This is a genomic window from Pontibacter sp. GD7 (assembly GCF_058216375.1).
The window spans coordinates 169166-184361 of sequence record NZ_JBYZMP010000006.1 but is presented as its reverse complement, the minus strand read 5'-3'; the positions used below and the strand labels follow the sequence as shown (position 1 = coordinate 184361).

Sequence of the window (15196 nt, the reverse complement as noted above, 5' to 3'; positions counted from 1 at the left end):
ATCCCCCTACCCCCTTCAAATGGAGTGTAGTTTCATTCTAGTATTTGCTGGCGCGGATCTGTGATCCGTGACTTACTATACAGTTGGATTTGCAATCCAACTGGGCCGGAGGCCCAGCTATAGCCCGACACGAGCGAGGACGCTCGCGCCATGCTGAGTCTTCTACCTCAAAGCCGATGCCGTACCTAATTCCTCAAAAATCAAAGAAGCCATGATAAAGGGTGCCACTGCTTTGGGGTCGTTGTCGCGGCGTTCTTCGTTGATGTAGTACTCGTAGGTGCCATCGCGGTAAGGTGTGCCGCCCAGGCCTGCCACAGCACACACATTGGTTATACTTATCGTGTCATCCGGATTCTCTTTTATCAGGTTTGTCAGTATTCCGTTGTAGCTTTTCTGGGCGACTTTCAAGTACTTCTGGTCGATGTGGCCATTTTTAGCAGCCTTGACCAGAAAATAAGTAAACATGCTGGAAGCCGAGCCCTCTAAATAATTGCCTTCTCTGCCGCCCTGGTCCACTACCTGGTACCACAGGCCAGTCTTTTCATCCTGGTACTTTACCAGCGCATTGGCCATTTTCCGGGTTATCTGCAGTATCTCGGCTCTGCGCGGGTGATCTTTCGGAAAGTAGTCCAGCACATCCACTAAAGCCATCGCATACCAGCCCATGGCGCGGCCCCAAACATTTGGCGCCTGACCTGTTACCGGATCGGCCCACTTCTGCTCCTTGCTTTCGTCCCAACCGTGGCGCCAAAGCCCTTTCTTCGCATCCCAGGTATACTTGTCTACCAGCACGATCTGGTTTGCAATGTCGTCAAACAAAGCCGGTTCGTTATACTCCACAGCATACTGCGCCAGAAACGGGGATGCCATGTACAAGCCATCCAGCCACATCTGGTGCGGATATATTTTCTTGTGCCAGAAGCCACCTTCTTTTGTGCGGGGGTGCGTGCGCATCTGGTCGCGCAGGTTCTCGAATGCCAGTTTATACTTGGTATCACCGGTTTCCCTGTAAAGCTCCATCAGAAACTTACCCGGATTCACGCGGTCAATGTTGTAGTCTGCTTTTTTATAGGTTTTAATGGTGCCGTCTTCGCTAATCATCAGGTCGGCGTATGCTTTTATGTAGGCCAGGTATTTCGGGTCACGGGTTTTCTCCCATACTCTTTCGATGGCGCTGGCAAAAAGGCCCTGCGTATAATCCCACTTCGGCTCTGGCCTGAAATCGATCATCCAGCCCTCTGGGTTGCGCTTTATGTCAGAGTCGGCCATACGCACCGACCAAACTTTGGCAGCTGGCTGTGATACTGAAGAAGTTGTAGCTACAGGCTCTCCATTCTTGCAGGAAGCAGCAAGTAAAGTTAGTGCCACAAATGCGTATCTGGTAAATTTCATCTTGTTACAGATTTATACTTTGCTCTTTCATTTCTTCGGCTGCCACTTATCCTCACCGGACAAAACCAGCTCAGGTTTATACTTTTTAGCATCCTTACTGCTTAACTGCTTTGCCCACGCCACTCTGGCTCCCGGCGAAGCCCCCGGCCCCTTGGATCTATACTCTGCATAAAAAGCCGTGCTCTCGGCATCTGGCTTGTTCCAGTTATGCCAGCCCTCCGGACGAATATGAGGCCCTAGTTTAGTGTTGATGAAAACTGTTTTGGCAAAAGGCCTCCAGGGACGTCCTAAGTATACTTTGAGGTTTGGGTCAGCGGCAGTCACATCGCAATTCAGAAAAACGAAGCCAAATGCTTTGTCCTGTGGTGTGGAAGCAGCTGTAATGTAGGAGTTTTTCTTGCAATGGATCGTACAGTTCTCGAAAACTGCCGTAGCGGGGCCAAAAATAAAATCCGTGGTGCCCTCTATGTAGCAATTAAGGTAATACTGTCGGCTGTTGGCCACACCTGCATACAATGTGTCCTGGTCACCGATGATGCGGCAGTTCATAAACACACAACGGTCTGCTTCTACGTGCAATGCCACGGCCTGTCCTTTTGTTGGGCCTGCTGTGTTCTCGAAAGTGATATTCTCAGCCCTGAAATCGTTTCCCTGCACCAGCACAGTATATGATGTAAAGGTATTGATATCGCCTTTGCCGGAATGGTCGTCCCAGGTGATGATGGTGTTTTCTTTGCTCTCGCCGATGAGGGTGATATTTGTTTTCCAGGAGGGGATGATCAGTTTTTCGCGGTAGGTGCCGTTTTTTACAAAGATCTCTACACCGTTTACCGGAAAAGCCGGCACGGCATCCAAAGCTGCCTGCACGGTAGTATAATCACCTGTGCCATCCTGTGCCACTACCAGCCTGCCCTGCTGCGCATGCAGCTGCAAGTATGATAGTAACAGTAGCAGTATGGCAGCTATACTTTTCACGGTTATACTTTATTTTACTTTCGGATCAGTGTTTACCAGGCTATTCAGGTATACTTCCAGGTTCGTGTACTGCTTATCTAAAGTATACTTTGTGGCATCGTCTGCGCTGTTTGGGTTTAGTTTATATTTTAGCTCCCATGCGTCCGGCATGCCGTCCTGGTCTATGTCTTTTGGGGTGGCTGTGGCTTTCAGCTCAGGCCAGCCTCCCACTTCTGCCTGCGAGTCGATGATACCGTTCTTGTTCTTCCCATTAACAGGATTGCCATTTTTCACCTCATTTACAATGCGGGCATCCACGGCATCGCGCATATGGCTGGCACCAGCAAATGCCAGCACCTGCTCGTAAGCCTGTTGCGCAGTGTTGGACGGTATCGCCACCACAGTATAGGCCTGTGCTACTTTAGCAGAATCCGGGTGATTGCACTGAACGCCACCTGCCCAGTTATCTTTTGTTATCTCCGGAAAGCCATCTACATAATTACCTGCAACATAGAATTTGCCATATGGCTGCGATGGGTTTATGATGCGGTTTCTTCTGGATTTCGAAGTCGCCGGCCCTGCCTTAAAGTAATTGTTTGCCACATTATACTTTCCTTTCTCCCCACCATAGATATTGTTGTTCATCCAGTTAAAGATGACGTTGTTTCGAAAATCTACCAGTTCGTGCTCGGAGTTTGGTGTTGTGCTGGAACCGCTGAAACGGGGCATGCGGCTATTGTGGCTGGCAATCAGGTTATGGTGGAAAGTGGCGCCCTCTCCACCCCAAATGCCGCCGTAACCATGCGCCCCTTTATGGTGCACTGAATTATTGAGGCTCTCGGAGATGATGCTCCACTGAAGAGTAAAATTTTTTCCCCTGTAAAAAGACGCACACTCATCGGTGGCCCAGCTCATGGAACAATGGTCAATAATGATGTTGCTGTTACCTTTGTTGGCCCCTACAGCATCTGCCTCCTGTGCGGAAGTATCGCCTAGCCTGAACCGCAGGTAGCGAAGTATAACATTGTCGGCTTTTATACTTACCGGGTAGTTACGGATGGTAATGCCATCCCCCGGGGCTGTCTGGCCTGCTATGGTTACATCGCCGTTGTTTATATCCAAAGGCCTTTCCAGCTCAATCGTCCCAGACACCGCAAACACAATGGTTCTTGGCCCCTTCTTCTGAATCGCATCACGCAGGCTGCCCTCGCCGTCATCGTTCAGGTTGGTTACATATACTACCTGTCCTCCGCGGCCACCAGTCGTATACTTCCCAAAACCCTCTGCCCCCGGAAACGCCAGCGGCTTTTCGGCTGTAACGTCAGGTGTAACTCCAGAAGATACAGCTGCCGGTTGCGGAGCGCAGCCGGCAGAGAATATCAACTGAAAAACTAAACCAAACAAAGTGTTACCTATAATCATCTTTTTCAATGTGGCACTACCTTAAAGTATGAACCTGCTCGTTTGCTACTTGCAGTTCTTTAGCGTTTCGCCTGTTTTCTTCCGGCAACATGTACCTGCACCGGATTGGCCAGTTCCCTGGCTGTTTGGTTCAGGTATTCAATAAACTCAGCCTCTGTTTTGATGCCGTTTGGCTCAAGTTCCCAGGCCGAAAGGAAATAATATTGCAGCTTGCCATCTTTAGGCGTAAGCTTTACAATATGACTGTTGTCGTCGGAGGTAAACTCCTGGAAATCCTGCGGACGGAAAAGTACGGCTATGCCCAGGTTGTCGTTGTTAAGGCTCTGCTTGCCGTAGCTTGCCAGGTAACCCCAGCTGTTTGCGTCGCCTTTCTGTGTAATCACCTTAGCGTTTTTGTCTTTGTTAAGGCCGGTGCTCAGGTTCTGTGGCACGCCGCCTGTTACCTTTACCATGTGCTCGGTTAGCCTGGTGCCGGCATGTATACTTAGCTGCGACTGTACATTCAATGTTAACCCTGCTACTTTCCAATTGCTGTAATCAGTTTGGATGGAAGAATAAACAGGGCCATTTTCAGTGACTTTACTTACTACCTGATCTGTTTTGTCAACACGTATGGCCAGGCCTTTATCCACGATAGCCAGCGAGCCCACACCCAGCGACTTGCCCACTTTCAGCACATCCATGCCCCAAAGCTGGTATTCGTGGTAAGAGTCGAAGCCGTCTAAGCCCACTTGCTGCAGTACCATGTCTGGTGTGGTCTTGCCAAATACATCCACAGCATTGCGCCAGTCCAGGTAAAAGCGGTACCCTACTTTATCCGATTCCCAGCCTGGGCCTTCGTAACGGATGTAAAACGAGTGGTCGGTATGCTCGGCGGGCACAAAAAGTGAGTCTACGTTGGCAAACGTACCACCAATGTATTTCCTGTTCTCGAACTTACCGCCAACTTTATGCGAGATCTCAGCCTGTGTGCGCTTGGTATAGTTGCGCTTGTTAACGCCCTTTTGATTGTACCTAACAGTAAGGCTGCGTTTCTCGTTTGCCTGTAGCCTGTCCAGCACCAGCATCACCCCCTTGTTACCGGCATCTTTCAGGTTATACTGGCTCGCTATTTCTTTCTTTCCGTCCAGCACTATAAATGCATTGGGGTTAAATGTGCCGGCCACTGTTCTGATGGTTTGCTCAGGTATAAGTATAGCAACACTTTCACGCTCCTGTGCAATCGGGTTGGTAACAGTAACCGTAAATGCCCCCGGAAACTCTTTTTTCAGGTTCTGAGCAGATACGGTGCCCGCCAACAGCATGGGCAGCATCAGCCATACTTTCACTGACAAAAGGCGTTGGGTTAGCTTGTTAAAGTTCATGTCTGGAAATTCAAATACTGTTTAAGTACCGTGCAAACTAAACTATCAGGGCAACCGTGTTGGCTGCCCTGATAGTCTAAATCATTACCACCACCTTGAGTCACCGATCGGGCCGTTGGTTGTGCTGGCCGTTCTCAATGGTGTGCTGGTTGGCAGGTTAAATGTAGTTGTGGCTGCAGTCCAGCCAAGGTCTATTGTTCTGTTATCAGAAAGCGAAGCATATCCCGGGAAGGTAAGTTCTACCGGAGGCGTGGCGCCATCCAATAACTTAAAGAAGTTGTTGTTGCGGATGACGATAGAAGAAGAACCATCCGTTGACGCACGCAGCAAGCTGGTACCAAGCGTACCTTCTTTAGGGGTGTTTGCCACAATACTGTTCTGCAGTGTAAAATCGGCAGCATTACCATTCGCATCGAAAATGATGTTGTTTCTTCCGCCAAAGCCAAAGTTGTTAAGCGTCATATTACTGATCGTAATAACCGGCCTTGCTGGCATCGACATGTTGGTAGCCCAGCTGATCAAAGCCCTGGCTGAGTTAAAGAATGTCGAGTTCTGTATATCCAGCTTCTTGAACTCCAGCTTATCGATCATGAAGTAATGATAAGAGCCTGAGCCGTTGTTAGAGCCTACCGTGTTTCTTATGGTTATACTTTCGATCTTGTGAGCGTTTGCAGCAGCTCTGTTGGCACGCATAAAGCAGAAAGCCGTAGAGTTAATCTTACAGTTCTCCACAAGTATGGACGTGAACGTGGCCGGATCGGCATCAGCATTCAGGCCTGTCAGGTTCAGGAAATAGCTTGCGCCACCAATAGCACCATCGAATGTGATACCAGATACCTTTATACCTGCACCGGTTCCTTTTAGTGTAAACTCCTTATAATGCACGGTTGTATTGGCAGGGTTTCCTGATACCGACTGTATGGTAATATGCTTTGCGCTGATAACCGTTGCGGCGGCAGAAATATCATACACGCCAGGCTCCAGACCAATCACGTCGCCGTTTGCAGCATTTGCCACAGCAGCCTCCAGTTCTGTGCCATTGGTCACGATAGTGGTAAAGATGCTAGGCTCTTTCGTGGTAAAGGTTGTGGTACCCTTGCTCTTGTTGCCTGCAAAAATCTCGGCAGTATAAGCTGTGCTTGCAGTAAGTCCTGTGATTGTTTTTTCAAGCGCAGTTAACTCAGCAGTGGTAATAGTATAGTCAGTTGTGCTACCTGCAGCAGTCTTTAGTGTGATCTTGGTTAAACCGGCTGTCTGTCTCCAACGCAGCACAACAGATTTATCTTTTACTTCAGCGCTCTGTATTGGCAGGAAGATCTGCTCGCCTGTAATTCTGAACTCAGGGCTTGTGATCCAGTTAGAAGCAGCCGAAGAACCAATTGGGTTTGCTTTAATACGGGCAAAGTATGGTTGCTTAATCGCTACATGCTCGTCTGTAATAATAGCCTGCGCACTGTTCACAACCATTGTATGCTCAATAGCTGAAAAAGCCTGGTCTTTAGCAACTTCAACTGTATAAGTAGCATCCTTACCTTGCGTAAACAGCGATGGGTTCCAGGTAAGGGTGGCCTGCGTTTCGCCGTTTACCACTTTTACGTTTACAGGAGTAAATACACGCTGCGGCTCAAAATCTTCCAAAGCCTTGTCGTCTTTACACGATACTGTGCCAAAAGAAACAAGTAGCGCCATAAAGCAACCTGCCAGTACTCTATAAGTATATCTTCTTTTCATTTTCGTGATCATCTTAAGTGATTAATAACCGTACTCCTGTTTCAGCAGCGGATTGGCATCAATAATTGATGTGTGCAGTGGCATCAATTCGCTCTTATTAGGTGTGAATCCAACCGCGTAATAAGTAAGAATGGTTGTGTTAATACCATTGCCAACCCACGACACGCTGCTAATATCTGCACCAGACGGCACAGGGCTTGGAACAGGGGCATATAGCGAGTTAACCCACTCCACTTTGGTAGAGTTGTTTTTGAAGTACATCGTTCCTGGCAGGTTCTGGTAAGGAGCCTCTTTGGCAACCATCGCAGCTAGGGCGGTTTTCGTTTCGCTCAGGCGCTGGCCCAGCATGTTCCAACGGATCAGGTCATACTTACGGATACCTTCGCCGCCAAACTCCCAGGCTCTCTCCTGTACCACAGCCTTAAAGAAGTCTGCTTTGCCCAGGCCTGCCGGCAGGTCCACGGTTACATCAGGTGTGGTAATGGTTTTTCCGAATGCTCTCCTCCTTACCTGGTTCACTGCCTCATAAGCCTCAGCGGTAGGGCCACTTAACTCATTTTCAGCTTCTGCAAACATCAGCAGCACATCCGAATACCGGATCATTGGCCAGTTTACACCAAAGTACTGCGCCGCAGAAGTAAGCATACCCGGAATCCAGTCGCGGCGGAACTTACCGTCTACCATTGTCTGGAGCGTACGCGGCTGAATAATAGAAGCTGAGCTAATGTTATAAGGCGCAGCCGTCACATCGCGGCGCAGGTCGTTCTGGTTAAAAGAGTAGAAGTATGTAGGAAGTATAGTCAAGGCACCGTTACCTATGCTACCGTTCAGCCTTGGGCCGTTGTAATAACCCAGCTTACTGTCGCCGGCTGCGCTGCTACCGCCTGTCATGGCTACTTCCCAAAGCACCTCGCCGTTTGGCTCAATTCTGCGTCCGGCAATATTCTCTTTAAAAACAGCCTCAAAGCTCGGGTTCAGACGATGATCGTTGCGGTTGATAATAGTTTTTGCCTCGTCTCTGGCGATTTTGTAGAACTCCTGGTAGTTGGCAGCACGTTCCATCTGGCGGTTGGTTCTTAAAGAGTAACCGCCTCTGTAAAGCGCGATACGGGCACGCAAGGCACGTACAGCACCTTGTGTTATACGCTCGTCCTTCACGCCGATCTCACTTCTCCATGGCACCAACGTTGCGGCCTCTGCCAGGTCTGCCAACAGCTTGTCGTAAATTTCGTCGCGGTTAGTTCTGGCTTTAAACGCTTCCTCCTCAATGCTTGCAGGCACAAAGCGCGCCGGCACATCACCCCAGTTGCGGATCAGCTCCAGGTAAAACTGTGCTCTCAGGGTAAGCGCCTCGCCGTGCAGCCTGCGCAGTTCTTTCTTCTGGGCCTCTGTACCGTTTGTATACAGATCCATTTTAGGGATGTAGTAGATACTGTTGTTGGCTCGCTCTATACCCTGGTACAGCTGGTTGAAAGGGTTTGCCAGCTGTGTGTTGCTTGGCTGCACCGTATAGTGTGCAATATCCCTTCTTTCATTATCCGGGAAAGGAGTCGCGCCCTGGCCCATCATCAGGTCATCATCCAGAGTATAATACATACTCAGTCGGATGCCATAACCATTATCGCCTGCCAGAGAAGCATAAACGCCCAGCACCTGCTTCTGCGCACTGTTTACATTGCTGAAAATGTAATCCGGACCAAACAAAGAAACAGGCTCTGTTTCCAGATAGTCTTTACACGATGACACCGAAAAGGTCAGGCCACCTACGAGTAGTGCACTAAGTATAAATTTAGACAGTTTAGTAGTTCTCATGTATGAAAAGACTTTTAAATTAAATGGTAAGGTTTACACCAAAAATGTAAGCGCGGCTTCTAGGATAAGCTGAGTAATCCACACCGGAAGTGATCGGGCTGTTGCGACGTGTATTTACCTCTGGGTCGTAGCCAGAGTAATTTGTAAATACCTTCAGGTTGTTAACCGTACCGTACACACGCAGTTTGCTGATCTTGGCTTTAGCAGACAAGTTCGTCGGCAAAGTATAACCCAGCGATATGTTGTTGATTCGGATAAAAGAACCGTCTTCTACAGCCCATGAGTTAACATAGAAAGATGTAGAGGTTGTAAGCGGAGACCACAGGGTAGCATTTTTGTTTAGCTCAGCCAGTTCTGTAGGATCAGTAACTACCTGGCCCTGGTCGTTTACGTTTCTCCAGCGGTTATTCATGATGCTAAGCAGGTTGGAGTTTGGCGTGTAGCCGCTGGTAAACTCCAGCTTGTTCGCATTCAGCACGTCGTTGCCATACTGGAAATTCACGAACACACTCAGGTCAAAATTCTTGAAGGTAAACTGGTTGTTTAAACCGCCGAAGAAAGCTGGCTGCGTGTCCCCGATGATCGTTCTGTCCTTGTCGTCAACAATGCCGTCGCCGTTCAGGTCTTTGTATTTGATAACACCTGGTTTTGGGTCAAGGGCTGTTACAGACTTGTTGTTGGCAATACCCTCTTTTAAAGTATAAACGCCGTTGTTGTAGTTGAAGTCATTGATCGTATAGAAGCCATCATTCACAAGGCCCCAGATCGTGCCAACCGGGCTACCTACAATAGCGATGTAATCGAATGGCGCGTTGCTACCTGCCCAACCCGACTGGAACAACTCGAAGTCACTGGTTCCATAGGTGTCGATCACGTTCTTATTGAAGGAGATGTTGAAGTTAGAGTTCCAGGTGAAGTTCTTGTTCGTTACCGGCACACCGTTCAGCTGTAGTTCAATGCCTTTGTTGGTTGTGTTACCAATGTTCTTCATCTGGTTTTTGTAACCCGATGTCGGGTCGATCTGAACGTTTACCAACAGGTCTTTAGTGGTATTCTGGTAGGCATCAAGTGTAACCTGCACGCGGTTATTCAGGAAAGCCATATCCAGGCCTACGTTTCTGGATACTGTTGTCTCCCATTTCAGGAACTCGTTGCCCAGGTTGTTTGGTCTGAATGCTGTTACCTGCCTGTTGTTCAGGCCATAGAAAGCGCCTGGCTCAAAAAGCGTTTCAAATAAGCTCGGGTCAATTCTGTTGTTACCGGCTGTACCGTAGCTTACACGTACTTTCAGGTCATTGAACACAGACTTGTAGCGTTCCATAAAGCTTTCGTTCAGCACTCTCCAGGCAACTGAGGCTGACGGGAAGTATCCCCATCTGTTGCCGTCACCAAACACCGAGGATCCGTCAGCACGCATGGTCAGCGTTACCAGGTATTTGTCGTCGAACGTATAGTTTAGTCTTGAGAAGAAGGAGAGCAGTTTCGTTTGCTCTTCGAAGGACCTTGGCAACTGCGGGTTGGCACCCAACACCATGTTAGCCAAAGCAAATTTTACAGGAGTAAAGGCCGGAAACTCACGGCTCTCAATAAAGTAGCTCTTGCTCTTTTCGTTCACGATCTCGTGGCCTAACAGGAAGTTAATGCTGTTGCGCGCACTGAAGGCATCTTTAAATTTGCTATTCGAGAATGTAAGCACATTCGAGTTTGTCAGCACGTTTCTATCACGTGTATCAATAGAGGCAATCGGCAAGCCTGCGCCGTTCTGTCTTGATGCTGTGGTGATGGAGTCATTGAATATGTCTGTGCGGAATTTGTTCAGGTCAACACCTACCGTGCTTTTAAAAGTCAGGTAGTTGGTCAGGTTTAAGCTGATATAACCGTTCAGGTTTGTTGTGTTGCGCTGGTTGTTTCTATACTCTGCCTGTGTCAGCAACAGCGGGTTAACCAGTGCAAGGCTGTTGGCGTTTGTTTCTTCGGCGTAGTCCTGGTCGTAATCATACAATCCCTGGCCACCCATCAAAAACGGACGGTATTTAATACTGTGGCGCAGCCTGTTTACAGAAGAAGAACCGGCAGTTGCTGTACCTGCACCGTTTACGTCAGTGTTGTTATACCTTACGTTGAAGCCAGTCTTAACTTTTTTGCTCAGGTTATGGTCAAAACGGAAGTTTACAAGCTTTCTGTCGAAGTCAGACCCAAGCATGATGCCTTCTTCCTTGTTGGAGGTAACGCTCAGGTTAAACTGTGTCTCGGCTGTACCGCCTGTCACGCTCAGGTTGTGCGTCTGCATCACGGCATCTCTTCCAAACACCTGGTCCTGCCAGTCTACAAACGGAGCATTTTTGTAAAGCTCAAGGTCAGCAAAAGTGCCGTAGGTGTTCTGGAAAGATGTTTCAGAGGCAGCGCTGCCACGGCTACGCTCATACTGGTACTTCACGAAATCATACGGGTTCATCACCTCCAGCTTGTTAGCCAGCTGCCTAACGCCAAAAAGACCACTATAATTAACAGTAGTCTTCATTTCTCTTCCTCCTTTGGTCGTAATGATCACAACGCCGTTTGCACCGCGCGAACCGTAAATTGCTGTAGCCGACGCATCCTTCAACACGTCAATTGATTCAATATCCTGAGGAGAAAGCACATTAAGCGCGTTCTCTACCTGAATACCATCAACTACATATAATGGTGTATTGCTTTGCGAAATAGAAGTACCGCCACGCACCTTAATCTGCACGTTAGCATCAGGCGTACCCTCCGAGCCGGTAACCTGCACACCCGCCAAACGGCCGGCAAGCGCCTCAGCGGCTGAGTTTATCGGAACATCCTTTAGCTGTTTGGCACCTACAGACGAAACGGAGCCCGTAAGATCCCTTCTGTTCACCTCCTGGTAACCTATAACTACTACCTCGTCCAGCACTTTTTGGTCCGGCACTAGTATTACATTAATATTGGTCTTAGAGCCAACCTGGATTTCCTGGCGCTGGTAACCTATAAAAGTATAGATCAGAACAGCACTACTGTTGGGCACCTTTATAGTATAGCTTCCATCAACACTGGTGGCTGTGCCATTGGTAGCAGACCCTTTCTGAAGAATGGTCACGCCTGGCAACCCGCCGCCTTTCTCATCCAGCACCTTACCGGTAATGGTGAGTCCCTGAGCCACCACGCTCACAATTGAGATAAAGAATAAAGGCACCACAAGCAGATACCTCATCCTTTTTAGTAAAAAATGCTCCATAATAGGCTAGTTATGTTTTAAGGTATAGAACAGAATTTGAGTTTTGCGCTCAGTAACTCCCGCCGGTTTTCTCATCTGGGCAATAACCTTGAGACATTTTAAGACTCAGTAAGGTTTAAAATCAGACTGATGCACCCAAAGGGAATTTGCAACCGTGTTTCAGCGTTAATCAATTGCTCACCAACCAACACCACTCCAATTGCCTAATCAAGTAAGGCAAAAATTTTTCTTAGTGCAAACGTTTGCATAAAAAATTTTTAATTATTTGTTTACATTCAGATTATTAGTAGTTTTAAAAAATTGATAGCACAACAGTTGCATCATGAGTCAATCTTAAACAAAACACTGCTCAATCATCATTTTATTGCCAAATTGTCAACAAATAGGCGATTTTATTCACAATTTACATAGCACATAAAATAGATGATTAATACAATTACAAGAGCAAAAAAGCTATATTTAAAACAAATTGCGTAATCGTTTGCGCAATCAACGTATATTATAAAGTGTAATCATACATTTAAAATGAGCATAGAGTATATAGTAAGGCACGCCACGCATCCCTCAGACTGCAGGTCTTATGACACGGCAAGGCTGCGCGACACCTTTTTAATAGAGAATTTATTTAAGGCCGACAGCGTAAACGTGGTATACAGCATGTACGACCGTTTAATTGTAGGCGGTGCCAACCCTATTGACCAGGAAGTAAAGCTGGAAACTTTCCCTACCCTTCGCTCAGAGCACTTCCTGGACAGAAGAGAACTGGGCATCATAAATGTGGGTCCGGAAAGCGCGGTAACAGTAGATGGTCAGCAGTTTATACTTGCCACCAAGGAGGCCTTATATATCGGTATGGGTGCTAAGGATGTAGTATTCCATCCGGCTGCAAGCGGCGATGCAAAGTTTTATTTCAACTCCGCGCCTGCTCACCGCCATTATCCTACTAAAAAAATATCGCTGGCTGAGGCCGAAACCGTTGAACTGGGTGCACTGGAGAATTCTAACCACAGGACCATTCGCAAAGTGCTCATAAACTCGGTTGTTGAAACCTGCCAGCTGCAAATGGGCGTTACAGAGCTGAAAACGGGCAGCGTCTGGAACACTATGCCAGCCCACACTCACGACAGAAGAATGGAGGCATACTTTTATTTTGAGCTTCCGGAAGACCAGGTAGTTTGCCACTTCATGGGAGAACCTGACGAGACCAGGCACCTTTGGGTAAAGAACAACCAGGCTGTCATTTCTCCGCCTTGGTCGATCCACAGCGGTGCGGGCACTTCCAACTATACTTTTATATGGGGTATGGCCGGCGAAAACCTGGATTATAACGACATGGACAAGTTTGCCCCTACAGACCTTAAATAAGTTAAATGAAAGAGTTATTTGACTTAAGCGGAAAAGTAGCCCTGGTAACTGGCGCCACACACGGCCTGGGCATGGCCATGGCCAAAGCACTGGGCAAGGCAGGCGCTACCCTGGTTATAAACGGCAACACACCTGCCAAGATGGATCTGGCTGTGCAACACTACAAGCAGGATGGCTTTAATGTATACAGCTATTTGTTTGATGTAACAAACGAAGAGCATGTAAAAGCGAGCATAGATCGCATAGAGAAAGAAGTAGGCCCTATACACATACTCGTGAACAATGCCGGCATGATACAGCGCACACCAGCCCTGGAAATGGAGGTGGCAGACTTCAGAAGAGTGGTAGACGTGGACCTGACCTCCCCTTTTATACTTTCCAAGACAGTGGGCAGGTATATGGTGGACCGCAAAGGTGGCAAGATCATCAACATCTGCTCCATGATGAGTGAGCTGGGCCGCGACACCGTGTCGGCGTACGCTGCCGCGAAAGGCGGTTTAAAAATGCTTACGCGCAACCTGGCAACGGAATGGGCAAAGTATAACATACAGGTAAACGGCATCGGTCCGGGGTATTTTGCCACCGACCAGACTGCCCCGATCCGTGTGGACGGTCATCCTTTTAACGAATTTATCATCAGCAGAACGCCAGCAGGGCGATGGGGCGACCCGGAGGACCTGGGCGGTACAGTAGTGTTTCTGGCCAGTAAAGCGAGTAACTTTATAAATGGCCAGATTATTTATGTAGACGGAGGTATTTTAGCCACCATTGGGAAACCAGGAAACGAATAGCTAATTTACGGGTTCGTCAACGCAAGGCCTAAACAAACAAACATGGCTACTAAAACAAAAATCACCATACAGGACATCGCCAAGAAGCTGAACATAACGGCTTCAACGGTTTCCCGTGCGCTAAATAACAACCCGCGCATCAGCGAGGAAACCAGAAAAGCGGTCCTGAAAGCTGCCAAGCAGCTTAATTACCAACCCAACAACATCGCCGCTGCACTTCGCAATGGCAAGAGCCATATTATTGGAGTAATAGTGCCTACTGCCGACAGAACCTTTTTCGCGTCGGTGGTAAGGGGAGTAGAAGAGATTGCCAATAAACTGAATTACAAGGTGATCATCTGCCAGACCTACGACAGCTACGAGAAAGAAGTACAGACCATTGATGCGCTGCTTAGTGCACGTGTGGATGGCATCATTGCCTCGATAGGCAAAAACACGGAGAACTTCAGCCACTATAAAAAAGTGCTGGCATCGGGCCTGCCGCTTGTGCTGTTCGACAGAACCACAGACCAGCTGGATGTGAGCCAGGTGGGCATCAACGACTACCTTGGGTCTTACAAGATTGTGGAGCACCTGATAAGGCAGGGCTGCCAGCGCATTGCCCATTTCACAAGCCCTAAAAAGATCAGCATCTTTAAAGAGCGCTTAAGAGGTTATACCGATGCCCTGAAGGACAATGGCATTGAGATAGATGAGAATCTGATCATCTCCAGCAACCTGCAGCTTGAGGGTGGCCGCCAAAGTATGGAAAAACTGTTTGAGGCAGGCGATCTGCCGGATGCAATCTTCTCGGCGAGTGATTACGGTGCCATGGGCGCTATGCAGGTACTGAAAGAAAGAGGAGTGTCTATTCCGGAGCAGGTAGCCCTGGCAGGTTTCTCCAATGAGCCTTTCACTTCCTTTACAGATCCGCCCTTAACCACCGTAGACCAGCTGAGCTTAACAATGGGTAACATCACCGCCGAACTGTTCTTTGACCAGCTAAGGATAAAGGACAAAAAGTTTGTACCGCAGCGCACCGTTTTAATGCCGGAGATCATCATCCGGAAGTCATCCTTGAAGAAAGGATAGGCAAAAAGACCGATTCCCCCTTAGCATGACAGGCAAATTGTGCAACGGGGGAATTA

General features: G+C 48.2%; 10 protein-coding genes. 3 read left to right on the top strand and 7 right to left on the bottom strand.

The features are described 5' to 3' along the window. Positions 1-162: 162 nt before the first annotated feature. The 7 genes from AC4BAP_RS11475 to AC4BAP_RS11445 all read right to left on the bottom strand — a co-directional run bounded on the left by AC4BAP_RS11475 (position 163) and on the right by AC4BAP_RS11445 (position 11889). A complete protein-coding gene (locus AC4BAP_RS11475) occupies positions 163-1392 on the bottom strand; it encodes a glycoside hydrolase family 88/105 protein (protein ID WP_490582792.1) in 1230 nt (409 codons plus the stop codon). A 27-nt stretch (positions 1393-1419) separates the two neighbouring features. Next, the gene (locus tag AC4BAP_RS11470) at positions 1420-2367 is read right to left on the bottom strand and encodes a pectinesterase family protein (protein WP_490582791.1); all 948 of its coding nucleotides are present in this window, start codon (positions 2365-2367) and stop codon (positions 1420-1422) included. Positions 2368-2376: 9 nt separating this feature from the next. Continuing rightward, positions 2377-3768, bottom strand: a complete 1392-nt coding sequence (locus tag AC4BAP_RS11465; protein WP_490582790.1) for a pectate lyase family protein — start codon at positions 3766-3768, stop codon at positions 2377-2379. A 59-nt stretch (positions 3769-3827) separates the two neighbouring features. Then, positions 3828-5132 carry a DUF4861 domain-containing protein gene (locus AC4BAP_RS11460; protein WP_490582789.1) on the bottom strand — a complete coding sequence of 435 codons (1305 nt, stop codon included), beginning with the start codon at positions 5130-5132 and terminating at the stop codon, positions 3828-3830. A gap of 84 nt (positions 5133-5216) precedes the next feature. Next, positions 5217-6863, bottom strand: coding sequence for a DUF4957 domain-containing protein (locus tag AC4BAP_RS11455; protein ID WP_490582788.1), 1647 nt, complete (start codon positions 6861-6863; stop codon positions 5217-5219). Between the two features lie 21 nt (positions 6864-6884). After that, positions 6885-8675 (bottom strand): RagB/SusD family nutrient uptake outer membrane protein, encoded by a 1791-nt coding sequence (locus AC4BAP_RS11450; protein ID WP_490582787.1) that lies wholly within the window; start codon positions 8673-8675, stop codon positions 6885-6887. A gap of 19 nt (positions 8676-8694) precedes the next feature. Further along, complete coding sequence (locus AC4BAP_RS11445; protein WP_490582786.1) at positions 8695-11889, bottom strand: SusC/RagA family TonB-linked outer membrane protein; 3195 nt, start codon at positions 11887-11889, stop codon at positions 8695-8697. Between the two features lie 549 nt (positions 11890-12438). Here AC4BAP_RS11445 and kduI point away from each other — a divergent pair. Genes kduI through AC4BAP_RS11430 form a run of 3 tightly spaced genes read left to right on the top strand, consistent with a single transcriptional unit; the run spans position 12439 to position 15140 of the window. Beyond that, entirely contained in the window at positions 12439-13278 is an 840-nt protein-coding gene (gene kduI / locus AC4BAP_RS11440; protein ID WP_490582785.1) for a 5-dehydro-4-deoxy-D-glucuronate isomerase, read from the top strand. A gap of 5 nt (positions 13279-13283) precedes the next feature. Continuing rightward, positions 13284-14069, top strand: coding sequence for a gluconate 5-dehydrogenase (locus AC4BAP_RS11435; RefSeq protein WP_490582784.1), 786 nt, complete (start codon positions 13284-13286; stop codon positions 14067-14069). Positions 14070-14111: 42 nt separating this feature from the next. Then, positions 14112-15140: a LacI family DNA-binding transcriptional regulator gene (locus tag AC4BAP_RS11430; RefSeq protein WP_490582783.1), complete on the top strand. Its 1029-nt coding sequence runs from the start codon at positions 14112-14114 to the stop codon at positions 15138-15140. Positions 15141-15196 lie beyond the last annotated feature (56 nt).